General features: G+C 70.4%; 21 protein-coding genes and 1 tRNA gene. 21 read left to right on the forward strand and 1 reads right to left on the reverse strand.

Annotated features, from left to right (window positions below; genetic code table 11):
- Nucleotides 1-27 precede the first annotated feature (27 nt).
- The 20 genes from ACFTQE_RS02575 (at nt 28) to ACFTQE_RS02670 (ending at nt 21,811) form a co-directional block, all read left to right on the forward strand.
- Complete coding sequence (locus ACFTQE_RS02575; RefSeq protein ID WP_376923590.1) at nt 28-606, forward strand: dTDP-4-dehydrorhamnose 3,5-epimerase family protein; 579 nt, start codon at nt 28-30, stop codon at nt 604-606.
- 27 nt (nt 607-633) lie between these two features.
- Entirely contained in the window at nt 634-1,578 is a 945-nt protein-coding gene (fmt, locus tag ACFTQE_RS02580) for a methionyl-tRNA formyltransferase (protein ID WP_376923591.1), read from the forward strand.
- Complete coding sequence (locus ACFTQE_RS02585) at nt 1,575-3,020, forward strand: RsmB/NOP family class I SAM-dependent RNA methyltransferase (protein ID WP_376923592.1); 1,446 nt, start codon at nt 1,575-1,577, stop codon at nt 3,018-3,020. Before fmt ends, ACFTQE_RS02585 begins: the two co-directional genes overlap by 4 nt.
- Before the next feature lie 38 nt (nt 3,021-3,058).
- The gene (gene rpe, locus ACFTQE_RS02590) at nt 3,059-3,721 is read left to right on the forward strand and encodes a ribulose-phosphate 3-epimerase (protein ID WP_376923593.1); all 663 of its coding nucleotides are present in this window, start codon (nt 3,059-3,061) and stop codon (nt 3,719-3,721) included.
- Between the two features lie 70 nt (nt 3,722-3,791).
- Nucleotides 3,792-4,055: a phosphoribosyl-ATP diphosphatase gene (locus ACFTQE_RS02595; protein WP_056650691.1), complete on the forward strand. Its 264-nt coding sequence runs from the start codon at nt 3,792-3,794 to the stop codon at nt 4,053-4,055.
- 44 nt (nt 4,056-4,099) lie between these two features.
- On the forward strand, nt 4,100-4,942 hold the full coding sequence (hisG, locus tag ACFTQE_RS02600) for an ATP phosphoribosyltransferase (protein ID WP_376923594.1): 843 nt from the start codon (nt 4,100-4,102) through the stop codon (nt 4,940-4,942).
- A 7-nt stretch (nt 4,943-4,949) separates the two neighbouring features.
- Nucleotides 4,950-5,711 (forward strand): imidazole glycerol phosphate synthase subunit HisF, encoded by a 762-nt coding sequence (gene hisF, locus ACFTQE_RS02605; protein WP_376923595.1) that lies wholly within the window; start codon nt 4,950-4,952, stop codon nt 5,709-5,711.
- Complete coding sequence (gene hisI / locus ACFTQE_RS02610; protein ID WP_376923596.1) at nt 5,708-6,079, forward strand: phosphoribosyl-AMP cyclohydrolase; 372 nt, start codon at nt 5,708-5,710, stop codon at nt 6,077-6,079. The genes hisF and hisI overlap by 4 nt, the downstream gene beginning before the upstream one ends.
- 23 nt (nt 6,080-6,102) lie before the next feature.
- On the forward strand, nt 6,103-7,629 hold the full coding sequence (locus tag ACFTQE_RS02615) for an anthranilate synthase component I (protein WP_376923597.1): 1,527 nt from the start codon (nt 6,103-6,105) through the stop codon (nt 7,627-7,629).
- Nucleotides 7,626-8,306, forward strand: coding sequence for a Trp biosynthesis-associated membrane protein (locus tag ACFTQE_RS02620; RefSeq protein ID WP_376923598.1), 681 nt, complete (start codon nt 7,626-7,628; stop codon nt 8,304-8,306). Before ACFTQE_RS02615 ends, ACFTQE_RS02620 begins: the two co-directional genes overlap by 4 nt.
- Nucleotides 8,307-8,341: 35 nt before the next feature.
- Nucleotides 8,342-8,572, forward strand: a complete 231-nt coding sequence (locus tag ACFTQE_RS02625) for a DUF6704 family protein (RefSeq protein ID WP_375833297.1) — start codon at nt 8,342-8,344, stop codon at nt 8,570-8,572.
- On the forward strand, nt 8,572-9,345 hold the full coding sequence (gene trpC / locus ACFTQE_RS02630) for an indole-3-glycerol phosphate synthase TrpC (RefSeq protein WP_376923599.1): 774 nt from the start codon (nt 8,572-8,574) through the stop codon (nt 9,343-9,345). The genes ACFTQE_RS02625 and trpC overlap by 1 nt, the downstream gene beginning before the upstream one ends.
- 1 nt (nt 9,346) lies before the next feature.
- On the forward strand, nt 9,347-10,555 hold the full coding sequence (trpB, locus tag ACFTQE_RS02635; protein ID WP_375833292.1) for a tryptophan synthase subunit beta: 1,209 nt from the start codon (nt 9,347-9,349) through the stop codon (nt 10,553-10,555).
- Complete coding sequence (trpA, locus tag ACFTQE_RS02640; RefSeq protein ID WP_375833290.1) at nt 10,552-11,334, forward strand: tryptophan synthase subunit alpha; 783 nt, start codon at nt 10,552-10,554, stop codon at nt 11,332-11,334. The genes trpB and trpA overlap by 4 nt, the downstream gene beginning before the upstream one ends.
- Before the next feature lie 61 nt (nt 11,335-11,395).
- Nucleotides 11,396-12,406, forward strand: coding sequence for a prolipoprotein diacylglyceryl transferase (gene lgt, locus ACFTQE_RS02645; protein WP_376923600.1), 1,011 nt, complete (start codon nt 11,396-11,398; stop codon nt 12,404-12,406).
- A gap of 98 nt (nt 12,407-12,504) precedes the next feature.
- Nucleotides 12,505-17,097: a glutamate synthase large subunit gene (gene gltB, locus ACFTQE_RS02650; protein ID WP_376923601.1), complete on the forward strand. Its 4,593-nt coding sequence runs from the start codon at nt 12,505-12,507 to the stop codon at nt 17,095-17,097.
- The gene (locus ACFTQE_RS02655) at nt 17,090-18,547 is read left to right on the forward strand and encodes a glutamate synthase subunit beta (protein WP_375833283.1); all 1,458 of its coding nucleotides are present in this window, start codon (nt 17,090-17,092) and stop codon (nt 18,545-18,547) included. The genes gltB and ACFTQE_RS02655 overlap by 8 nt, the downstream gene beginning before the upstream one ends.
- A 71-nt stretch (nt 18,548-18,618) precedes the next feature.
- A complete protein-coding gene (gene pyk / locus ACFTQE_RS02660; protein ID WP_375833280.1) occupies nt 18,619-20,034 on the forward strand; it encodes a pyruvate kinase in 1,416 nt (471 codons plus the stop codon).
- Nucleotides 20,035-20,165: 131 nt separating this feature from the next.
- Nucleotides 20,166-20,627 carry a cyclase gene (locus tag ACFTQE_RS02665; RefSeq protein ID WP_376923602.1) on the forward strand — a complete coding sequence of 154 codons (462 nt, stop codon included), beginning with the start codon at nt 20,166-20,168 and terminating at the stop codon, nt 20,625-20,627.
- Nucleotides 20,628-20,635: 8 nt separating this feature from the next.
- Nucleotides 20,636-21,811 (forward strand): NAD(P)-dependent oxidoreductase, encoded by a 1,176-nt coding sequence (locus ACFTQE_RS02670; protein WP_376923603.1) that lies wholly within the window; start codon nt 20,636-20,638, stop codon nt 21,809-21,811.
- 22 nt (nt 21,812-21,833) lie between these two features.
- On the opposite strand, the gene ACFTQE_RS02675 is transcribed toward ACFTQE_RS02670, so the two are convergent.
- Nucleotides 21,834-21,919 (reverse strand) — tRNA-Leu (locus ACFTQE_RS02675).
- Between the two features lie 36 nt (nt 21,920-21,955).
- Here ACFTQE_RS02675 and ACFTQE_RS02680 point away from each other — a divergent pair.
- Nucleotides 21,956-22,561 (forward strand): ANTAR domain-containing response regulator, encoded by a 606-nt coding sequence (locus tag ACFTQE_RS02680; protein ID WP_056009246.1) that lies wholly within the window; start codon nt 21,956-21,958, stop codon nt 22,559-22,561.
- The last annotated feature ends 45 nt before the right edge of the window (nt 22,562-22,606 follow it).

Genomic DNA, 22,606 nt, shown 5'->3' on the forward strand with positions numbered 1-22,606 from the left:
TCGTCACTCGGCTTTGAGGAGCACGCAATGGGTTCGTCGAGCACGGAGTTCACGGGTACGACGACCGAGATTCCCGGATTGCTCGTGTTCGATGTGACCCGCGTCGAGGATGCTCGAGGGTGGTTCCAGGAGAAGTTCCATCGCGAGAAACTCGTCGAAGCAGGGCTTCCTGCGGAGTTCGATGTGGTGCAGACCAGCGTCGTATTCAACGAGCAGGGATCGACTCGAGGTTTCCACGCCGAGCCCTGGGACAAGTACGTTTCGATCATCGACGGCACGGCCTTCGCAGCGTACGTGGACCTTCGAGAAGGTGAGACGTTCGGGACGGTCGTCACGACCGAACTGCGCCCTGACAATGCCGTGTTCGTTCCCGCCGGCGTCGCGAACTCGTATCAGTGCTTGAGCGCGTTGCACTATCTCTACAGCGTGAATCGGCATTGGACGCCGGACGCGTACGAGCGGTACACCTTCGTGAACCTGGCGGATCCGGTGCTCGCTGTGAAGTGGCCGATCCCGCTCAGTGACGCGATCCTCTCGGACAAGGACGAGCTCCATCCGCTCCTGCGCGATGTCGAACCGATGTCAGTGCGGTCCGAGGTCCCGTAGCGGCGCTCACGTCGGCGACAATGGAGTGTGCAGAAGCTCCGCATCGTCTTCGCCGGCACTCCTGCCGTCGCCGTCCCGTCGCTCGACCGTCTCGCGACGAGCGGCCATGATCTCGTCGGCGTCGTCACGCGGAAGCCGGCTCCGCTCGGTCGCAAGCGCGTGCTGACGCCGTCACCCGTCGCGGAGGCCGCGGCCCGGCTCGGCGTGCCGCTCATCGAGGCGAACCGGCTCGATGCCGACGCAACGGCCCGTATCGGCGCGCTCGAGCCCGATCTCGGCGTCATCGTCGCCTACGGCGGCCTCGTGCGCGAGCCGCTGCTCTCGACGCCGGTGCACGGATGGATCAACCTGCACTTCTCGCTGCTGCCAGCGTGGCGCGGGGCCGCTCCGGTGCAGCACTCGCTCATCGCGGGCGACGCCGTCGCAGGCGCGTCCGTGTTCCAGCTCGTGCCCGAGCTCGACGCCGGTGACGTGTACGCGGAGCTGCGGCATCCGCTGCAGGGCGACGAGACGGCCGGCGCGCTGCTCGACGAACTCGCCGTCTCGGGCGGCGCGCTCCTCGCCGAGGTGGTCGAGGCGATCGCCGACGGCTCGGCGCGTGCCGTGCCGCAGACCGGAGCGCCGAGCCTCGCCCCGAAGCTGTCGATCGACGACGCCCGTCTCGATTGGTCGAGGCCCGCGGATGAGGTGCGCGCCCGGTTCCGCGGCGTCACGCCCGAGCCCGGCGCGTGGACGACGATCGACGAGCAGCGGGTCAAGCTCCTCGACCTCGGGGCGCCGGCCGACGGCGACGCGGTGGCGGCCGGCCCCCCGCTCGCCCCTGGCGAGCTCGGATTCTCGGCACGTCGCGTGCTCATCGGCACCGGCACGACCCCGCTCGAGCTGCGCCGGGTGCAACCGGCCGGCAAACCGGCGATGGACGCCGGCGACTGGTGGCGCGGCTCCGGCCGCACCACGGCGGTGGCACGATGAGCGGCGGTCGCGTCGGAAACAGCGGCGGTCAGCGTCGCGGTGGCGGGGGAGCCTCCGCTCGCCCGGCTTCCGCGCGCATCGCTCCCGCGCGCATCGTCGCCGTCGAGGTGCTCGAGGCCGTGCGCGCCGACGAGGCCTACGCGAACCTCCTGCTACCCACTCGAATCCGCCGTGCCGGCCTCGACCGAGCGGATGCCGCCTTCGCGACCGAGCTCACCTACGGCACGCTCCGCATGCAGGGCTTCTACGACCGGGTGATCGAGCTCGCGGCGAACCGTCCGGCGTCGGCGATCGACCCCGCGGTGCTCGACGTGCTCCGGCTGGGCGCGCACCAGCTCCTGGCGACGCGGGTCGCCACGCATGCGGCGGTCAACGAGCAGGTCGAGCTCGCCCGTCGCGTCGCCCCCAAGGCCGCGGGGTTCGCGAACGCCGTGCTCCGCACGATCTCCCGTACCTCTCCCGAAGAGTGGCGCGAACGCGTCGCCGAGGGGGCGCGCGGTGAAGACGCTCGCCTCGCCGCCGTCACGAGCCACCCCGAGTGGATCGTGCGAGCGCTCCGGACCGCCCTCGAGCACGAGGGCCGGGCCGATGAGCTCGAACAGCTCCTCGACGCCGACAACGCCTCGCCGCGCGTCAACCTCGCCGTGCTGCCGGGTCTCGACGTCGACACCGACGGCATCGAGGGCCTCGAGCCCGATCGGTTCTCGCCGATCGGCGCGGTCGCCGCCGACCCGATCGCAGCGGCCGAAAGCTCGGGCGGGCGCATCCGCGTGCAGGACGAAGGCTCCCAGCTCGCCGCACTCGCGCTCAGCCGCGCCGAGCCGGTGCGGCCGGGGGAGCGCTGGCTCGACCTCTGCGCAGGCCCCGGCGGCAAGACCGCGGTGCTCGCGGCCGAGGCGCTCGCGGGCGGTGCGCTGCTCGCGGCGAACGAGACGGTTCCCGCTCGCGCCGAACTCGTGCGCAACGCGATCACCGGCGTGCCGCTCGACGTCGAGGTGCACGTCGGCGACGGCCGGCAGCTCGACCTCGAGGCGCTCGGCGCACCGGGAGGCTTCGACCGCATCCTGCTCGACGCGCCGTGCACGGGGCTCGGCGCACTGCGTCGTCGCCCCGAGGCGCGGTGGCGGAAGGCCCCGTCGGATGTCGCTGAGCTCACGAAGCTCCAGGGGCAGTTGTTCGACAGCGCCTTCGCCGCGCTCGCGCCCGGCGGGATCCTCGCCTACGTCACGTGCTCGCCGCACACCGCCGAGACCCACGGCACCCTCGCGGCGGCCCTCCGCCGTGCCGGCGAGACGGCCGAGCAGCTGGACACGCGCGCTGTGATCGACGGGGTGTCGCGGCATCCGCTCGACCTCGCGGGCGCGCCCGAGACGGTGCAGCTCTGGCCGCATCGGCACGGCACCGACGCGATGTTCATCGCACTCGTGCGGAAGCGCGCCTGAGCGAACACCCTGCCGAGGAGCCTCGATAGGGTGGCTGCATGACGACGCGGATCAACCCGAGCATCCTCGCTGCCGACTTCGCGAACCTCGAGCACGAGCTCGGGCGCATCGCGAGCGCCGACCTCGTGCACGTCGACGTGATGGACAACCATTTCGTGCCGAACCTGACGTTCGGCCCGCAGATGGTCGGGCGCCTGCAGGAGGTCAGCCCGATCCCGCTCGACGTGCACCTCATGATCTCCGACGTCGATCGCTGGGCCCCGGGATACGCCGAGCTCGGCGCGTTCTCGGTCACGTTCCACGCCGAGGCGACCGACGAGCCGGTCGCGCTCGCGCGCCGGCTCCGCGAGATCGGCGCACGCGCGGGCATCGCGCTGAAGCCGGGCACCGACGTCGAGCCGTACCTCGAGCTGCTGCCGGAGTTCGACCAGGTGCTCGTGATGACCGTCGAGCCCGGCTTCGGCGGCCAGTCGTTCATGCCCGAGACGATGCCGAAGCTCGAGCGGCTCTCGCGCATCGTGCGCGAGACCGGTCTCGACGTCTGGCTCCAGGTCGACGGCGGCATCGCGCTCGACACGATCGGCATCGCCGCCGAGGCCGGCGCGAACACCTTCGTGGCAGGGTCGGCGGTCTTCGGAGCCGAGGTGCCCGCCGAACGCATCGCCGCCCTTCGTGACGCCGCGAGCGCCCACCGGCACTGACCCGAGTGCTTCGTGACGTCGCGGTCGCGCATCGGCGAGACCGGGCTTCCGGCACCGGTAGTCTTGACGGGTGAAGACCTTCGACGAGCTGTTCATCGAGCTCGCTGACAGAGCCGCCACCCGCCCCGAGGGCTCCGGCACCGTGCGCGAGCTCGATGCGGGCGTGCACGCCATCGGCAAGAAGATCGTCGAGGAGGCCGCCGAGGTGTGGATGGCCGCCGAGTACCAGAGCGACGACGAGACCGCTGAAGAGATCTCCCAGCTGCTGTACCACCTGCAGGTGCTGATGCTGGCGAAGGGCCTCTCGCCCGCCGACGTGTACCGACATCTCTGATCACGCCCATGGCCGATCAGAACCGTCGACACGAAAGTCTTGAAATGCTCCGAATCGCCGTGCCCAACAAGGGCTCGCTCGCTGAAACCGCCGCCCAGATGCTCTGGGAGGCCGGATACACCGGTCGCCGCGACCCGCGCGACCTGCACACCGCCGACCCGCGCAACGGCGTCGAATTCTTCTACCTCCGCCCGCGCGACATCGCGACGTACGTCGGCTCCGGCGCGCTCGACGTCGGCATCACGGGCCGCGACCTCCTGCTCGATTCCGGCTCGGATGCCTCCGAGATCGCGCCGCTCGGATTCGGCGACTCGACCTTCCGCTTCGCCGGCCCGGCGGGCGCCTTCACCGAACTCGCCGGCCTCGAGGGCGTCCGGGTGGCCACGAGCTACCCGGGGCTCGTCGGCGACTTCCTCGCCGGCCACGGCGTGACGCCTGCGAAGCTCGTGAAGCTCGACGGCGCCGTCGAGTCGGCGGTGCGCCTCGGTGTCGCCGACGCGGTCGCCGACGTCGTCTCGACGGGCTCGACGCTCCGTCAGGCCGGCCTCGAGATCTTCGGCCCGGTCATCCTCGACTCCGAGGCCGTGCTCATCGGCTCCGGTGTCGACAAGCCGGGGGCCGCGACGCTGCTCCGGCGTCTGCAGGGCGTGCTCGTCGCGCGCCAGTACGTGCTGCTCGACTACGACGTGCCGGTCGAGTACCTCGAGCGTGCGACCGCTGCGGCGCCCGGATTCGAGTCGCCGACGGTCTCGCCGCTGCACGACCCCGAGTGGGTCGCCGTGCGGGTCATGATCCCGCGCACCGACATGAACCACGTCATGGACGAACTGTACGAACTCGGCGCGAGGGCGATCCTCGTCAGCGCCATCCACGCGGCCCGGTTGTGAGGCGCGCATGTCTCTCGCCGTCCGTGTGATCCCGTGTCTCGACGTGGCAGCAGGCCGCGTCGTGAAGGGCGTGAACTTCCAGAACCTGCGTGATGCAGGCGACCCCGTCGAACTCGCGGCCCGCTACGCCGAGCAGGGTGCCGACGAACTCACCTTCCTCGACGTCACCGCCACGGTCGACGACCGCTCCACCACGTACGACATGGTGCAGCGCGTCGCCGAGCAGGTGTTCATCCCGCTGACGGTGGGCGGCGGCATCCGCTCGGCCGACGACGTCGCGCGACTGCAGGGCCACGGCGCCGACAAGATCGGCGTCAACAGCGCCGCGATCGCCCGCCCGGCGCTCATCGGCGAGATCGCCGACCGGTTCGGCGCGCAGGTGCTCGTGCTCTCGCTCGACATCAAGCGCTCCGACCGCACGCCGTCGGGCTTCGTCGTGACGACCCACGGGGGTCGCACCGAGACGGAGCTCGACGCGCTCGAATGGGCACGTCGCGGCATCGAGCTCGGCGCCGGCGAGCTGCTCGTCAACTCGATCGACGCCGACGGCACGAAGGCGGGCTTCGACCTCGAGCTCACGGCGCTCATGCACGAGCTCTCGACGGTGCCCGTCATCGCCTCGGGCGGCGCGGGCGCGGTCGCGGACTTCCCGCCCGCGATCGCAGCGGGGGCCGACGCGGTGCTCGCCGCCTCCGTGTTCCACAACGGGGAGCTGACCATCGGCGAGGTGAAGGCCGCGCTCGCGGCCGACGGGAGGATCGTGCGATGACCACCGGATCGACCGTCGACGAGGCACTCGAGCGCGCCGTCTTCAACGCCGACGGGCTGCTACCCGCCGTCATCCAGCAGTGGGACACCGGCGAGATGCTGATGCTCGGCTGGATGGACCGCGAGGCGCTGCGCCGCACCCTGACCGAGGGACGCGTGACGTTCTGGTCGCGGTCTCGCCAGGAGTACTGGCGCAAGGGCGACACGTCGGGCCACGCTCAGTACGTGCGCTCCGCTGCGCTCGACTGCGACGCCGACACCCTGCTCGTGCGCGTCGAGCAGATCGGCGCCGCCTGCCACACGGGCACCCGCACCTGCTTCGACGGCGACCCGATCGCCGCGACCCCCGGATTCCCGCCCGCCGACTGACGACTGACGACGAGGAGCACACGTTGGCCGACGCCACGACCACCTTCGAGGAGTTCACCGCCCTGCTCTCGGGGCGCCGGGTCGTGCCCGTCGTGCGCGAGCTCTTCGCCGACGGCGAGACCCCGGTCGGCATCTACCGCAAGCTCGCCGGCGGCCGGCCCGGCACCTTCCTGCTGGAGTCGGCCGAGCAGGGCGGCATCTGGTCGCGCTACTCGTTCGTCGGCGTCTCGTCGTACGGCGTGCTCACCGAGGCATCCGACCGCGTCGAATGGCAGGACTACGGCCTGAGCGCCGAGCGCGCCCTCGGCGATGCGGCCGGCCTCGCGCCGCTCGCCGCGCTCGAGGCGCTCTTCGAGCGCTGGCGCACCGAGGACGTGCCCGGCGCCCCGCCTCTCACCGGCGGTCTCGTCGGCTTCATCGGCTGGGAGGCGATCCGTCAGATCGAGCATCTGCCGAACCGCCCGCCGTCGGAGTTCCCGATGCCGGGCCAGGCGTTCGCGTTCGTCTCGGAGCTCGTCGTGATCGACCACCGCACGGGCACCGTGCAACTCATCGCCTCGGTGCTGAACGACCAAGACGAAGCACCCGAGCAGCTCTGGAAGGGCGCGCAGGCGCGCCTCGACGGCATGCAGCAGGGTCTCGCGCAGCCGACCGAGGCGTGGCTCGCCGAGATCGACCTGGCGCGCGCCGCCGACCCCGTGCACCGCACCGAGAAGGCCGACTTCCTCGCAGCGGTCGAGCGGTCGAAGGAGTACATCCGCGAGGGCGACATCTTCCAGGTCGTCATCTCGCAGCGCTTCGAGCAGGAGGCGACTGCGCATCCGATCGACGTCTACCGGGTGCTCCGCAGCCTCAACCCGAGCCCGTACATGTACCTCCTGCACCTCGAGGACACCGCGGGGGAGCCGTACTGGATCGTCGGCTCCTCGCCCGAGGCGCTCGTGAAGGTGCAGCAGGGCCGCGTGTTCACGCATCCGATCGCCGGTTCGAAGCCGCGCGGTGCGACGCCCGAGGCCGACGCCGATCTCGAGGCCGAGCTCATCGCCGACCCGAAGGAGCAGGCCGAGCACCTCATGCTCGTCGACCTCGCCCGCAACGACCTCGCGAAGGTCTGCACCGCCGGCACCGTCGAGGTGACCGAGTTCATGCGTGTCGAACGGTTCAGCCACATCATGCACCTCGTCTCGTCGGTCGAGGGCGACCTCGTCGGCGATGCGAACGCCATCGACGTGTTCCGAGCGACGTTCCCGGCCGGCACCCTCTCGGGCGCGCCGAAGCCGCGTGCACTCGAGATCATCGACGAGCTCGAACCCGCCCAGCGCGGTCTCTACGGCGGCGTCGTCGGCTACTTCGGGTTCGGCGGCGACGCCGACCTCGCGATCGCGATCCGCACCGCGACGATCTCGGGCGGCGTCGCCCGGGTGCAGGCGGGCGGCGGCCTCGTCGCCGACTCCGACCCCGAGTCCGAGTTCCAGGAGTCCCGCAACAAGGCGGCGGCGCCCCTGCGCGCCGTCGCGGTCGCGAACGCGATGCGCCGGGTGCAGTCGTGAACCCGGCCCGTATGAAGCTGCCCGCGATCGTCGCCACGGTCGTGGGAGCCGGCCTCGTGCTGCTCTCGTGGAGCCAGACCTGGTTCGACCTGCTCATCGAGGCGAGCACGACCGGCGGCACGGGCGAGCCCATCGCCGTCGCCGGCAGCATAGCCTCCCCGGCTCTCGCGGCCCTCGGCCTCGCGGGCCTGGCGCTCGTGGCCGCGCTCGCGATCGCCGGGCCCGGCATCCGGTTCGTGCTCGGCGTGCTCGAAGTGCTCCTCGGCGGCTGCGTGCTGCTCGCGGCGAGCCTGTCGCTCGCCGACCCGGTCGCCTCGGTCTCGCCCGCGGTGACGGATGCCACGGGCGTCGCCGGCGCCGCACCGACAGCCGAGCTCGTGGCATCCGTCACCGCGACGGTCTGGCCGGTGCTCGCGATCGCGGGCGGCGCGCTGCTCGTGCTGGCGGGGCTCGCGGTGCTCGTGACCGGCGGCCGGTGGCCCGCCTCCTCGCGGCGATACAGCGATTCCCGCATGGCCGCCGACGGCACGGCTGCCGCTGCCACCGAACGCCCCGCCTCCGACCGCGCCATCGACGACTGGGACGGCCTCAGCCGCGGTGACGACCCGACCGACGACGACGACGCCGACGACGCCGACGCGCGCGACGGCGAGAACCCCAGTGACGCGAACCGCTAGACTGGCCGACGAAAACCCCAGCACGAAGGAGCATCATGAGCATTGAGACCGCAGATCCCGGCCACGGACACTCGCCCGCGGCATGGACCGCCGTCACGATCATGCTCATCGCATTCGTGATCGGCACGGTCGCCTTCTTCTTCGAGGCGGCGTGGCTGGTCTGGGCGTCGGCAGGTCTCCTCGTCGTCGGCCTGATCGTCGGCTGGGTGCTCGCGCGCGCCGGCTACGGTGTCGGCGGCTCGAAGGTCGCCGAAAAGGCGCACTAGTGCTCGCCGAGCTGACGGCGAACGCTGTCGCCGACGCTCTGGCGCGCCGCGAGAGCGCGCCGTTCGCGGCCGTCGAGGCTGCGGCGCTCGAGCGCCCCGCGGCGCTCGACGCGCTCGAGGCGCTGCGCCCGGCGGCTCACGTCAAGGTCATCGCCGAGATCAAGCGCTCGAGCCCCTCGCGGGGCTCGCTCGCGGCGATCAGCGACCCGGCCGCCCTTGCTCGCCAGTACGAGCTCGGGGGAGCGAGCGCCATCAGCGTGCTCACCGAGGGCCGCAAGTTCGGCGGTTCGCTCGCCGACCTCGAGACCGTGCGTGCCGCGGTGTCGCTGCCGGTGCTGCGAAAGGACTTCATCGCGACGCCGTACCAGGTGCTCGAAGCCCGTGCGGCCGGCGCCGACCTCGTGCTGCTCATCGTGGCGGCGCTCGACGACCCGACGCTCCGCGAGCTCCACGACCTCATCGTCGACCTCGGCATGACGCCGCTCATCGAGACGCACTCCGCCGAGGAGCTCGAGCGCGCAGCGGCACTCGGCGCTCGCCTCATCGGAGTGAACGCGCGCGACCTCTCGACGTTCGAGCTCGACCGCGACCTCTTCGGGCGTCTCGCGCCGCGATTCCCCGACGGCGCGATCCGCGTCGCGGAGTCCGCGGTGCTGACGGCTGCGGATGTCGCGCACTACCGCTCATCGGGCGCCGACGTCGTCCTCGTCGGCGAGGCGCTCGTCACGGGCGGCGACCCGATTGCCAACCTCTCAGCTTTCCTGGCGGTGTGACATGGCGCTCAGAGCGCAGACCGGTCCCTACTTCGGCGACTTCGGCGGGCGCTTCGTGCCCGAGTCCCTCGTCGCCGCCCTCGACGAGCTCGGCGAGGCCTACGACCTCGCCAAGCTCGATCCGGCCTTCGGCGAGGAGCTCGCCGAACTCGGCCGCAGCTACACGGGTCGCCCGTCGATCATCACCGAGGTGCCGCGCTTCGCCGCGCACGCCGGTGGTGCCAGGGTCATCCTGAAGCGTGAAGACCTGAACCACACGGGTTCGCACAAGATCAACAACGTGCTCGGCCAGGCGCTGCTCACGAAGCGCATCGGCAAGACCCGCGTGATCGCCGAGACCGGCGCCGGCCAGCACGGCGTCGCGACGGCGACGGCCGCTGCGCTCTTCGGGCTCGACTGCGTCATCTACATGGGCGAGGTCGACACCGAGCGCCAGGCCCTGAACGTCGCGCGCATGCGGCTGCTCGGCGCCGAGGTCATCGCGGTGAAGGCGGGTTCGCGCACCCTGAAGGACGCGATCAACGACGCCATGCGCGACTGGGTCACGAACGTCGAGACCACCAACTACATCTTCGGCACGGTCGCGGGCCCGCACCCGTTCCCCGAGATGGTGCGCGACTTCCAGAAGATCATCGGCGAAGAGGCCCGCCAGCAGGTCATCGACCTCACGGGCGGGTTGCCGACCGCGGTCGCGGCCTGCGTCGGCGGCGGATCGAACGCGATCGGCATCTTCCACGCCTTCCTCGACGACGAGGACGTCGCGCTCTACGGCTTCGAAGCCGGCGGCGACGGCGTCGAGACCGAGCGTCACGCCGCGACCATCACGAAGGGGCGCCCCGGCGTGCTCCACGGGGCGCGCAGCTACCTGCTGCAAGACGAAGACGGCCAGACCATCGAGTCGCACTCGATCTCGGCCGGGCTCGACTACCCGGGCGTCGGCCCCGAGCACTCGTGGCTCTCGGCCATCGGCCGCGCGAACTACCGCCCGGTGACCGACGACGCGGCGATGCAGGCCCTGCGCCTCCTCACCCGCACCGAGGGCATCATCCCGGCGATCGAGTCGGCCCACGCCCTCGCGGGCGCGCTCGAGCTCGGCCGCGAACTCGGCCCAGAGGCGACGATCCTCGTGAACCTCTCGGGTCGCGGCGACAAGGACATGGACACGGCCGCTCGCTACTTCGAGCTCTACGACCAGGAGAACGCCGAATGAACACGGTCGGTTCCGTCATCCGCCGTCGGAACGACGAGGCCGCCGGCGCGCTCATCGGCTACCTGCCCGTCGGCTTTCCGACGTTCGACGAGAGCGTCGACGCCGCTGTGGCGATGGTCGAGAACGGCGTCGACATCCTCGAGCTCGGCCTGCCGTACTCCGATCCCGTCATGGACGGCCCGGTCATCCAGGCTGCAACGCAGCAGGCCCTCGCGAACGGCTTCCGCCTGTCCGACGGCTTCGAGGCCGTGCGGCGCATCACCGAGCGGGTGGATGCCCCGGTGCTGATCATGACCTACTGGAACCCCGTCGTGCAGTACGGCGTCGATCGCTTCGCCGACGACCTGGCGGCGGCCGGGGGAGCCGGGCTCATCACGCCCGACCTCATCCCCGACGAGGGCGCGGCGTGGATCGCGGCATCCGAGCGCACCGGTCTCGACCGGGTCTTCCTCGCAGCGCCCACCTCGACCGATGCCCGCATCCGGCAGGTCGTCGAGGCGAGTCGCGGCTTCGTCTACGCCGTGTCGACGATGGGCATCACGGGTGCCCGCAGCGATGTCGACCGGGCGGCCCGCACGCTCGTCGACCGCCTGACCGCTGCGGAGGCACCAGCGAGCTGCGTCGGCGTGGGCATCTCCACGGCCGCCCAGGTCGCCGAGGTGCTCGAGTACGCGCAGGGCGCGATCGTCGGCTCCGCCCTGGTGAACGCACTCGCCACGGGCGGCGTCGCCGCAGTCGGCGAGCTCTCCGCGGAACTCGCGCGCGGCACTCGCCCCTGAGTGAAGTACGCTCAATGAGGCCGTCAGCGGCCGAAGAAACCGAGGAAAGGCAGCAGCCGGCGTGATCGCACCGTTCAGCATTCCGAGCCCCGACCCCGCTTGGCGCACCCTCGAGATCCCGGTGCCGTGGGGCACACTGTCGATCCAGATGTACGCGCTCTGCATCCTCGTCGGCATCATCCTCGCCGTCATCATCACCTCGCGCCGCCTCACCAAGCGCGGCGCCGAGCCCGGCATCGTGCTCGACATCGCCCTGTGGGCCGTGCCGCTCGGCATCATCGGCGCACGCATCTACCACGTCCTCACGCACCCCGACGACTACTTCTACGCCGGTGCGAACATCTGGAACCCGTTCCAGCCCGGATCCGTCTGGGCCATCTGGGAGGGCGGCAACGCCATCTACGGCGCGCTCATCGGCGGTGCCGTCGGTGTGATCATCGGCTGCCGGTTCACGGGCATCCGCTTCTGGTCGTTCGCCGATGCGCTCGCGCCCGGCCTCCTCGTCGCGCAGGCCATCGGCCGCCTCGGCAACTGGTTCAACCACGAGCTCTTCGGGTCGCCCACCGACCTGCCATGGGGTCTCGAGATCTCCTCCGACAACCCGGCCTTCCCGGCCGGCCTCGTCGACGGCACGCTGTTCCACCCGACGTTCCTCTACGAGCTCGTCTGGAACCTGCTCGGAGCCGCGGCCATCATCCTGCTCGAGCGCCGGTTCAACATGCGGTGGGGCAAGGCCTTCGGCGTGTACCTGATCTGGTACGGCGCGGGCCGGGCGTTCTTCGAGTCGATCCGCCTCGACCCGAGCGAGATGTTCTTCGGCATCCGCGTGAACGTCTGGGCGTCTCTCGCGGCCGTCGTGCTCGGCATCGTGCTGATCCTCGTGCAGCGCCGCCGGCACACCGGCGACGAGCCGAGCCCGTACGTGCCCGGGCGTGAATGGAGTGCGCCCGATGCTGAGGTAGACTCCGAAGACATCGAGTCCGACTCCGACTCTCTCGACGATGGCGTCGAGGGTGAGAGCGAAACGGGCGTGACGGCGGCCACAAGCCCAAGCCGATCCACCTCAGCGTAAAACGCCCCCGTAGAACGCTTCTCCGCAGCGACGCCGCACCACGCGTCGCGACATCTCCCTTGATGGGCCGACGACGTCCCCCGCTGCACACTTAGTTGATGAGGACGGTTCACGTGTCGCTCACCCCACCCTTCTCGAGGTTCGGTACCGTTCCGGCTGCCCAGGGCATGTACGACCCTGCCGCCGAGAAAGACGCCTGCGGCCTCGCGATGGTCGCCACACTCCGTGGCACCGCCGGACACGACATCATCACGGCGGCGCTCGACGCGCTCCGCAACCTCGAGCACCGCGGCGCGGTCGGCTCCGACGCCGGCACCGGTGACGGCGCGGGCATCGTCACGCAGGTGCCCGACGCCTTCCTCCGGGCAGTGACCACGTTCGGTCTTCCCGCCGCTGGCGCCTATGCGGTCGGCAACGCGTTCCTCCCCGTCGACCCCACCGCGCGCAGCAGGGTCAAGCAGGCGCTGGTCGGCCTCGCTGCATCCGAGGGCCTGTCGGTCATCGGATGGCGCGAGGTGCCGGTGCGTCCCGACGAACTCGGTTCGCTCGCCCGTGCGGCGATGCCGGTCGTGCAGCAGCTCTTCGTGCAGGCCGTCGCCACCTCGTCGACCGGTGCGACCGTGTCGGGCATCGAGCTCGACCGGCTGACGTTCCGGCTGCGCAAGCGCGCCGAGCGCGAGCTCGAGCTGTACTTCGCCTCGCTGTCCTCCCGCACCATCGTCTACAAGGGCATGGTCACGACGCTGCAGCTCGAGCCGTTCTACCCCGACCTCTCCGACGAGCGATTCGCGTCGAAGCTCGCGCTCGTGCACTCGCGGTACTCGACCAACACGTTCCCCTCGTGGCCGCTCGCCCAGCCGTTCCGCATGATCGCGCACAACGGCGAGATCAACACGATCCAGGGGAACCGCAACTGGATGCGGGCGCGCCAGTCGCAGCTCGAGTCCGAGGTGCTGGGCGACCTCGCGCCGCTCCGGCCGATCGTCACGCCGGGTGCCAGCGACTCCGCCTCGTTCGACGAGGTCGTCGAGCTGCTCACGCTCGCGGGCCGCAGCCTTCCGCACGCCGTCATGATGATGGTGCCAGAGGCCTGGGAGAACCAGACCGAGATCGCACCCGAGCGCCGCGCGTTCTACGAGTACCACTCGATGCTCATGGAGCCGTGGGACGGGCCTGCCGCGATCGTCTTCACCGACGGTTCGCTCGTGGGCGCGACGCTCGACCGCAACGGGCTGCGCCCCGGCCGCTACGTCGTGACCGACGACGGCCTCGTCGTGCTCGCGAGCGAGATCGGCGTGCTCGACATCGAGCAGAGCCGTATCGTGCGCAAGGGACGGCTGCAGCCTGGCCGCATGTTCCTCGTCGACACCGAGGCCGGGCGCCTCATCGAGGACGACGAGATCAAGGCAGAGCTCGCAGCCGCCGAGCCGTGGGGCGACTGGCTCGAGCAGGGTCGCATCCAGCTCGCCGATCTGCCCGAGCGCGAGCACATCGTGCACCCGCCGGCATCCGTGAACCGCCGCCAGCGCACCTTCGGCTACACCGAGGAAGAGGTGAAGATCCTGCTCGCGCCGATGGCGCGCACCGGGCAGGAGCCGCTCGGCGCCATGGGCTCCGACACCCCGATCGCGGTGCTGTCGAAGCGCCCGCGCCTGCTCTTCGACTACTTCACGCAGCAGTTCGCGCAGGTCACGAACCCGCCGCTCGACTCGATCCGCGAAGCGGTCGTGACCTCGCTCGGCACCTCGCTCGGGCCCGAGCGCAACCTCCTCGACGCCGGACCCGAGCACGCCCGTCAGGTCGCGCTCACGTTCCCGGTGATCGACAACGACGAGCTCGCGAAGATCGTGCACATCGACCCCGCGCCGGGCGCGCGCACGACCGTCACGATCCGCGGCCTCTACCGCTTCGACGAGGGCCCCGAGGCGCTGCGCAACCGCCTCACCGCAATCTGCGGCGAGGTCGACGAGGCGATCGCGGCCGGTGCGGCGTTCGTCGTGCTGAGCGACCGCGATTCCAACAAGGACCTCGCGCCGATCCCGTCGCTCCTCATGCTCTCCGCCGTGCACCACCACCTCATCCGCTCCGAGAACCGCATGAAGGTCGGGCTCGTGGTCGAGGCCGGCGATGTGCGCGAGGTGCATCAGGTCGCGCTGCTCATCGGCTACGGGGCATCCGCCGTGAACCCGTACCTCGCGATGGAGACGTGCGAGGACCTCGTGCGCTCCGGCGTCATCACGGGCGTCACGCCCGAAGACGCCGTGCACAACGTCATCAAGGCGCTCGGCAAGGGCGTGCTGAAGATCATGTCGAAGATGGGCATCTCGACGATCTCGTCGTACGCGGGGGCGCAGGCCTTCGAGGCGATCGGACTCGACCAGGGCTTCATCGACGAGTTCTTCACCGGCACGACCTCGAAGCTCGGCGGCGTCGGCATCGACACGATCGCCTCGGAGAACCTCGACCGGCACACGCAGGCGTACCCGCAGGATGTCGCAGTCCGCGCCCACGAGCGCCTGTCGACCGGCGGCGAGTACCAGTGGCGCCGCGACGGCTCGCCCCACCTCTTCAACCCCGAGACGGTGTTCCGCCTGCAGCACGCGACGCGCAACCGTCGGTACGACGTGTTCCGCGAGTACACCTCGCTCGTCGACTCGCAGGCCGAAGACCTCATGACGCTCCGCGGCATGTTCGCTCTGCGCACGGGCACCCGGCCCGCCGTGCCGATCGACGAGGTCGAGTCGGTCGAGTCGATCGTCAAGCGCTTCTCGACCGGGGCGATGAGCTACGGCTCGATCTCGAAGGAGGCGCACGAGTCGCTCGCGATCGCGATGAACCGGCTCGGTGCGAAGTCCAACACCGGTGAGGGCGGCGAAGACCTCGACCGCCTGCTCGACCCCGAGCGGCGCAGTGCGATCAAGCAGGTCGCATCGGGGCGCTTCGGCGTCACGAGCATGTACCTGACCCATGCCGAGGACATCCAGATCAAGCTCGCCCAGGGTGCGAAGCCCGGTGAGGGCGGCCAGCTGCCGCCGACGAAGGTGTACCCGTGGGTCGCGCGCACGCGGCACGCGACCGCCGGCGTCGGCCTCATCTCGCCGCCTCCGCACCACGACATCTACTCGATCGAAGACCTGAAGCAGCTCATCTTCGACCTGAAGCGCGCGAACCCCAAGGCCCGCGTGCACGTGAAGCTCGTGAGCCAGTCGGGCATCGGCGCCGTCGCCGCCGGCACGGCGAAGGCCCTCGCCGACGTCATCCTCGTCTCCGGTCACGACGGCGGCACCGGCGCGAGCCCCCTCAACTCGCTGAAGCACGCGGGCACCCCGTGGGAGCTCGGCCTCGCCGAGACCCAGCAGACGCTCATGCTGAACGGCATGCGCGACCGCGTGGTCGTGCAGGTCGACGGGCAGCTGAAGACCGGCCGCGACGTCGTGATCGGCGCGCTGCTCGGTGCGGAGGAGTTCGGCTTCGCCACGGCGCCCCTCGTCGTGCAGGGCTGCGTCATGATGCGGGTCTGCCACCTCGACACCTGCCCCGTCGGCGTCGCGACGCAGAACCCCGAGCTGCGCAAGCGCTTCACCGGCAAGCCCGAGTTCGTCGTCAACTTCTTCGAGTTCATCGCGCAGGAGGTGCGGGAGTACCTCGCCGAGCTCGGCTACCGCTCGATCGACGAGATCGTCGGCCGTCGCGAGCTGCTCGACGTCGACCGCGCCCTCGACCACTGGAAGGCCTCGGGCCTCGACCTCACCCCGATGCTCGTCGGCCCCGACTTCTCCGAGTCCGAGGCGCGGCGGAACGTTCGCGGCCAGGACCACGAGCTCGAGGAGCACTTCGACAACGAGCTCATCCGCCGCAGCCGTCTCGTGCTCGAGCAGGGCGGCAGCATCGAGATCGCACTGCCGATCCGCAACACCGAGCGAGCCGTCGGCACCATGCTCGGCCACGAGGTCACCGTGCGGCGCGGCGAGCACGGCCTGCCGAGCGGATCGATCGACATCACGCTCACGGGCTCGGCCGGACAGTCCCTCGGCGCGTTCCTCCCGGCGGGCATCACGCTCCGCCTCGAGGGCGACTCGAACGACTACGTCGGCAAGGGGCTCTCGGGCGGGCAGATCGTGGTGCGCCCGTCGCGCGACAGCGGCTTCGTCGCCGAGCGCAACGTGATCGCGGGCAACGTCATCGGCTACGGAGCCACCCAGGGCAGCATGTTCATCCGCGGCATCGTCGGCGAGCGCTTCCTGGTCCGGAACTCCGGCGCCACCGCGGTCGTCGAGGGCGTGGGCGACCACGCGCTCGAGTACATGACCGGTGGCCTCGCGCTCATCCTCGGCGAGACCGGCCGGAACCTCGGCGCCGGCATGTCGGGCGGCACCGCCTACGTGCTCGGCCTCCGCGAAGAACGCGTGAACCGCGAATCGCTGGCGACCGGCGAGCTCGAGCTCCACCCGCTCGGCAGCGCCGATCGCGAGATCGTGCGGGACCTGCTCGAACAGCACGTCGCGAACACCGACTCCGCGGTCGCCGCATCGCTCCTCGCCGCCGGCGACGACGCGTTCGACCGCTTCACCAAAGTGCTGCCGCGCGACTACGCCGCAGTGCTCCGAACCCGCCAGAGCGCGGTCGACGAGGGGCTCGACCCCGACGGCGACGTGGTCTGGACTCGAATCCTGGAAGTGACCAATGGCTGACCCGAAGGGCTTTCTGAAGGTCACCGAGCGCGAGTTGCCCAAGCGGCGGCCCGTTCCGGTGCGGATCATGGACTTCAAGGAGGTCTACGAGCAGGGCGACCCCGCACAGCTGCGCCGTCAGGCCGGTCGGTGCATGGACTGCGGCGTTCCGTTCTGTCATCAGGGCTGCCCGCTCGGCAACCTGATCCCCGAGTGGAACGACCTGATGTACCGCGGCGAAGGCCGTGCAGCATCCGAGCGCCTGCACGCGACGAACAACTTCCCCGAGTTCACGGGGCGGCTCTGCCCGGCGCCGTGCGAGTCGGCGTGCGTGCTCGGCATCAACCAGCCGGCCGTGACGATCAAGCAGGTCGAGGTCTCGATCATCGACGAGGCGTTCGGCAACGGCTGGGTGCAGCCGCAGCCTCCGGGTCGCCTCACCGGCAAGACTGTCGCCGTCGTCGGCTCCGGCCCGGCCGGCCTCGCCGCCGCCCAGCAGCTCACGCGCGCCGGTCACACGGTCGCCGTCTTCGAGCGCGACGACCGCATCGGCGGCCTCCTCCGGTACGGCATCCCCGACTTCAAGATGGAGAAGAAACACCTCGATCTGCGGCTCGCCCAGATGACCGCCGAGGGCACCCGGTTCCGCGCCGGCGTGAACATCGGCGTCGACATCACGTGGGCGCAGCTCCGCGAGCGCTACGACGCCGTCGTGGTGTCGACCGGTGCGATCGTTCCTCGCGACCTGCCCATCCCCGGGCGCGACCTGCCCGGTGTGCACTTCGCCATGGACTACCTCGTGCAGTCGAACCGCCACCTCGCCGGCGACCAGGTCTTCGACCAGATCACGGCCGAGGGCAAGCACGTCGTCGTGCTCGGCGGCGGCGACACGGGGGCCGACTGCATCGGCACTGCGCACCGCCAGGGCGCGTTGTCGGTCACGAACCTCGCGATCGGCAAGGAGCCGAGCGCGAGCCGGCCCGAGCACCAGCCGTGGCCGATGCACCCGACGCTGTTCGAGGTGCAGAGCGCGCACGAAGAGGGCGGCAACCGCCAGTTCCTCGCCTCGACGGTCGAGTTCCTCGCGAACGACGCCGGTGAGGTGCGCGCGATCCGTGTCGCCGAGACCGAGTACCTCGACGGGCGTCGTGTGCCGAAGGCGGGCACCGAACGCGAGATCCCCGCCGACCTCGTGCTCCTCGCGCTCGGGTTCACCGGGCCCGAGACCGCCGCGCTCGACGAGCAGCTGGCGCTGCCCGTGACCGACCGCGGCAACCTCGCTCGCGAGGCCGATTATGCGACCGCGCAGCCGGGCGTCTTCGTGGCCGGCGATGCCGGCCGCGGGCAGTCGCTCATCGTCTGGGCGATCGCTGAAGGTCGTGCTGCGGCATCCGCCGTCGACCGCTACCTTGAAGGCGAGACCCTGCTGCCGTCGCCGATCGCCTCGACGGCGCACGCCTTCTCCATCTGACCATGGCGCGCCGCATGGCGCGCTTCGACCAACACCCGGCGCTTTTGCGCGGAACATGGGAGCACAAAATAATGAGACGAGCGAAGATCGTCGCCACCCTCGGGCCGGCGACATCGAGCTATGAGCAGATCCGGGCGATTCTCGATGCCGGCGTCGACGTCGCGCGGATGAACCTCAGCCACGGCAGCTACGACGTGCACGAGGGCGTCTACCAGAACGTGCGGAAGGCGGCGAGCGACTCGGGTCGCGCCGTCGCAGTGCTGGTCGACCTCCAGGGGCCGAAGATCCGACTCGGCAAGTTCGCCGACGGACCGCACGAGCTCGCCGAGGGCGACATCTTCAAGATCACGACCGAAGACGTCGTGGGCACGAAGGAACTCGTCGGCACGACGTTCAAGGGGCTTCCCCAAGACGTCAAGCCGGGCGACTTCCTGCTGATCGACGACGGCAAGGTGCGCGTCGAGGTCGTCGAGACCGACGGCGTCGTCGTCACCACCAAGGTCATCGTGGCCGGCCCGGTGTCGAACAACAAGGGCATCAACCTGCCCGGCGTCGCCGTCAACGTGCCGGCGCTCTCCGACAAGGACGAGGCCGACCTCCGCTGGGGCCTCGAGCTCGGTGCAGACCTCATCGCGCTGTCGTTCGTGCGGAACGCCTCCGACATCACGCGCGTGCACGAGATCATGGACGAGGTGGGCCGCCGCGTGCCCGTCGTCGCGAAGATCGAGAAGCCGCAGGCCGTCGACGCCCTCGAGGAGATCACCGAGGCGTTCGACGCCATCATGGTCGCCCGCGGCGACCTCGGCGTCGAGCTGCCGCTCGAGGCCGTGCCGATCGTGCAGAAGCGCGCGGTCGAGATCGCCCGTCGTCTCGCGAAGCCCGTCATCGTGGCGACGCAGATGCTCGAGTCGATGATCCACAGCCCGGTGCCGACGCGCGCCGAGACCTCCGACGTCGCGAACGCCGTGCTCGACGGAGCCGACGCCGTCATGCTCTCGGGCGAGACGAGCGTGGGGGAGTACCCCGTCATCACGGTGCAGACCATGGCGCGCATCGTCGAGTCGACCGAGCAGCACGGGCTCGACCGCATCGCGCCGCTCGGCACGAAGCCCCGCACCCAGTCGGGCGCGATCACGGCCGCCGCGGTCGAGGTCGCCGACTTCGTCGAGGCCAAGTACCTCTGCGTCTTCACCGAGTCGGGCGAGACCGTGCGCCGCATGACGCGCCTTCGCTCGAAGATCCCCATCCTCGCATTCACGCCCGACCCCGCGATCCGTCGCCGCCTGGCGCTCAACTGGGGCGTCGAGTCGTTCGTCGTCTCGCGGGTGACCCACACCGACCAGATGGTCGGCCAGGTCGACGAGGCGCTCGCGAAGACCGGCAAGGCCGTCAACGGCGAGAAGGTCGTCATCATCTCGGGTTCCCCTCCCGGAATCCCCGGCACCACGAACGACGTGCGCGTGCACGTCGTCGGCGAGGTGCTCTAGCCACGAACGAGAGGAGCCGGTCCGCGAGGGCCGGCTCCTTTCGCGTGTCCGCGACGACGAGCAGGGGATGTCCCGTGCCGCCGCCGGCGGCACGGCGAACGCCTCGGGGTTCGAGATGACAGACTCGGACCATGGTCGAGTTCGAGTGCCGCACCCGTCTGCCGATGACGGTGCAGCAGTCGTTCGACCGCTCCCGGAGCATCGACCTGCACGTCGCATCGATGGCGGATTCGCAGGAGCGAGCGGTCGCCGGCGTCACGAGCGGCCTCATCGGCTCCGGTGAGGAGGTGACGTGGCGTGCGCGGCATTTCGGCGTGCCGATCCGCATGACGAGCCGGATCAGCGGATTCGATCCGCCGTCGTCGTTCGTCGACGAACAGGTTCGCGGGCCGTTCCGCTCCTTCCGGCACGAGCACGAGTTCGTCGAGGACGCGACGGGTGGCACGCTCATGATCGACCGCGTGCGGTTCGTCGCGCCGTTCGGCCTGCTCGGACGTGCTGCGGAGCTCGTGCTCGGGCCGTACCTCCGGCGACTCATCGAGCACCGCAACCGCGTCCTCGCCTCCGTCGAGTCCCCGCCGTTCACGAAATGAGGTCGACCATGCCGATTCCCACCCTTCCCGCCAGCGGGTCGCCCGCCCTCGACTGGGCCGCGCGATCGATGCCGCTGCTCGCCTCGACCATGGCGGTCCACGCCGGAGACTTCGCCGGGCGCCACGTCGGCATCTGCCTGCACATCGAGCCGAAGACCGGGGTGCTCGTGCACTGGCTGCTGAGGGTCGGAGCGAAGGTCACCATCACCGGCAACCTCGGCACGACCGATCAGGCGACGGTCGATACGCTGCTGGCGCTCGGCGCGACCGTCGTCGGCGGACACGACGACGACGCGGCGCAGCATGCGCGCAACCTCGATGCGCTCGTCGCCGCCGAACCCGATGTGCTCCTCGACAACGGGGCCGAGACGATCGAGCGGATCCTGCGCGGCGGCCCGCGCAGCGCCGCCTTCCTCGGGGCGACCGAGGAGACCACGACGGGCGGGCGACGGCTCCGCGAACTCGACGTCGCCGCCGACTTCCCGATCATCGTCATCAACGACAGTCCGCTGAAGCTGCTGATCGAGAACGAGTTCGGCGTCGGCCAGAGCATCGTGCAGGGGTTCATGAACGCCACCAACGCGATGCTGCCCGGAACCCGGGCGACGGTCATCGGCTACGGCCCGTGCGGCAAGGGCGTCGCAGAGACGCTCGCCCGCCTCGGAGCCCGGGTGAGCGTCGCGGACACGGATCCGTATCGGGCGCTCGAGGCGATCATGCACGGGCACCGCGTCGCCCCGGTCGAGGCGCTGCTGCCGGAGTCGCAGCTCGTGTTCCTCGCGACCGGGCATCCGGGCGTGATCTCGGGCGATCAGCTCGACCGCCTCGCCGACGGGGTCATGCTCGTCGGAGTCGGACACGAGGCGGACGAGATCGACCTTCCCGTGCTGCGGGCTCGCGCCGTCCGCACGACGTCGCTCTCGGTCCCATTGGGCGACGCCGATGCCCGGATCCTCTACGAGCTGGCTGGCGGGCGCGAGGTCGTGGTGCTGCACGGCACCAAGATGATCAATCTCGTGGCGGCCGGCGGCAACCCGATCCAGGCCATGGACCTCGGCCTCTCGCTGCAGGCGGCGAGCCTCGCCGCGATCGCCCGAGGCGGGGTCGGGTTCGCCGGGCCGCATGGCGTGCCGGCCGACATCGACCGAGAACTCGCGACCGCGCTCGTCGGACTCTGGAGCTAGTGCCCGCGCCCGATTCGGAACGTGGTGCCGGTGGTGGGGGTCGAACCCACACGCCCTTTCGGGCAAAGCATTTTGAGTGCTCCGCGTCTGCCATTCCGCCACACCGGCCAAAGGCCTCGCTCAGAATACCGTAGGCTTTCCCCCGTGACAGACACCGAACCAACTCAGTCGGCACCGCGCCGCGTGGTCGTGGCGGAAGATGAGTCGCTCATCCGCCTCGATATCGTCGAGATCCTGCGCGACAACGGCTTCGAGGTCGTCGGAGAGGCCGGTGACGGCGAAACGGCAGTGGCCCTCGCCACCGAGCTGCGGCCCGACCTCGTCATCATGGACGTCAAGATGCCCCAGCTCGACGGCATCTCCGCGGCAGAGCGGCTCTCGAAGGGCCACATCGCCCCGGTCGTCCTCCTCACGGCGTTCAGCCAGAAGGAGCTCGTGGAGCGCGCCAGCGAAGCCGGCGCCCTGGCCTACGTCGTGAAGCCGTTCACGCCCAACGACCTCTTGCCCGCGATCGAGATCGCGCTGGCCCGCTACGCGCAGATCATCGCGCTCGAGGCCGAGGTCGGCGACCTCGTCGAGCGCTTCGAGACCCGCAAGCTCGTCGATCGGGCCAAGGGCCTGCTCAACGAGAAGATGGGACTCTCGGAGCCCGAGGCGTTCCGCTGGATCCAGAAGGCCTCGATGGACCGCCGCCTGACGATGAAAGACGTCTCGCAGGCCATCATCGAGCAGCTCGCCGCCAAGAAGTAGCACCACAGGTTTCCAATACAGCGGATGCCGCGGCGACACGTGTCG

It is taken from the genome of Agromyces sp. NPDC056965, assembly GCF_042673425.1.
GTDB lineage: Bacteria > Actinomycetota > Actinomycetes > Actinomycetales > Microbacteriaceae > Agromyces.

Bases quoted from the DNA above. Each gene is read 5' to 3' on its own strand.
- ACFTQE_RS02575 (WP_376923590.1), top strand. From the start codon at position 28: ATGGGTTCGTCGAGCACGGAGTTCACGGGTACGACGACCGAGATTCCC.
- ACFTQE_RS02585 (WP_376923592.1), top strand. From the start codon at position 1,575: ATGAGCGGCGGTCGCGTCGGAAACAGCGGCGGTCAGCGTCGCGGTGGC.
- rpe (WP_376923593.1), top strand. From the start codon at position 3,059: ATGACGACGCGGATCAACCCGAGCATCCTCGCTGCCGACTTCGCGAAC.
- hisG (WP_376923594.1), top strand. From the start codon at position 4,100: ATGCTCCGAATCGCCGTGCCCAACAAGGGCTCGCTCGCTGAAACCGCC.
- hisF (WP_376923595.1), top strand. From the start codon at position 4,950: ATGTCTCTCGCCGTCCGTGTGATCCCGTGTCTCGACGTGGCAGCAGGC.
- hisI (WP_376923596.1), top strand. From the start codon at position 5,708: ATGACCACCGGATCGACCGTCGACGAGGCACTCGAGCGCGCCGTCTTC.
- ACFTQE_RS02625 (WP_375833297.1), top strand. From the start codon at position 8,342: ATGAGCATTGAGACCGCAGATCCCGGCCACGGACACTCGCCCGCGGCA.
- trpB (WP_375833292.1), top strand. From the start codon at position 9,347: ATGGCGCTCAGAGCGCAGACCGGTCCCTACTTCGGCGACTTCGGCGGG.
- trpA (WP_375833290.1), top strand. From the start codon at position 10,552: ATGAACACGGTCGGTTCCGTCATCCGCCGTCGGAACGACGAGGCCGCC.
- gltB (WP_376923601.1), top strand. From the start codon at position 12,505: ATGAGGACGGTTCACGTGTCGCTCACCCCACCCTTCTCGAGGTTCGGT.
- ACFTQE_RS02655 (WP_375833283.1), top strand. From the start codon at position 17,090: ATGGCTGACCCGAAGGGCTTTCTGAAGGTCACCGAGCGCGAGTTGCCC.
- pyk (WP_375833280.1), top strand. From the start codon at position 18,619: ATGAGACGAGCGAAGATCGTCGCCACCCTCGGGCCGGCGACATCGAGC.
- ACFTQE_RS02665 (WP_376923602.1), top strand. From the start codon at position 20,166: ATGGTCGAGTTCGAGTGCCGCACCCGTCTGCCGATGACGGTGCAGCAG.
- ACFTQE_RS02670 (WP_376923603.1), top strand. From the start codon at position 20,636: ATGCCGATTCCCACCCTTCCCGCCAGCGGGTCGCCCGCCCTCGACTGG.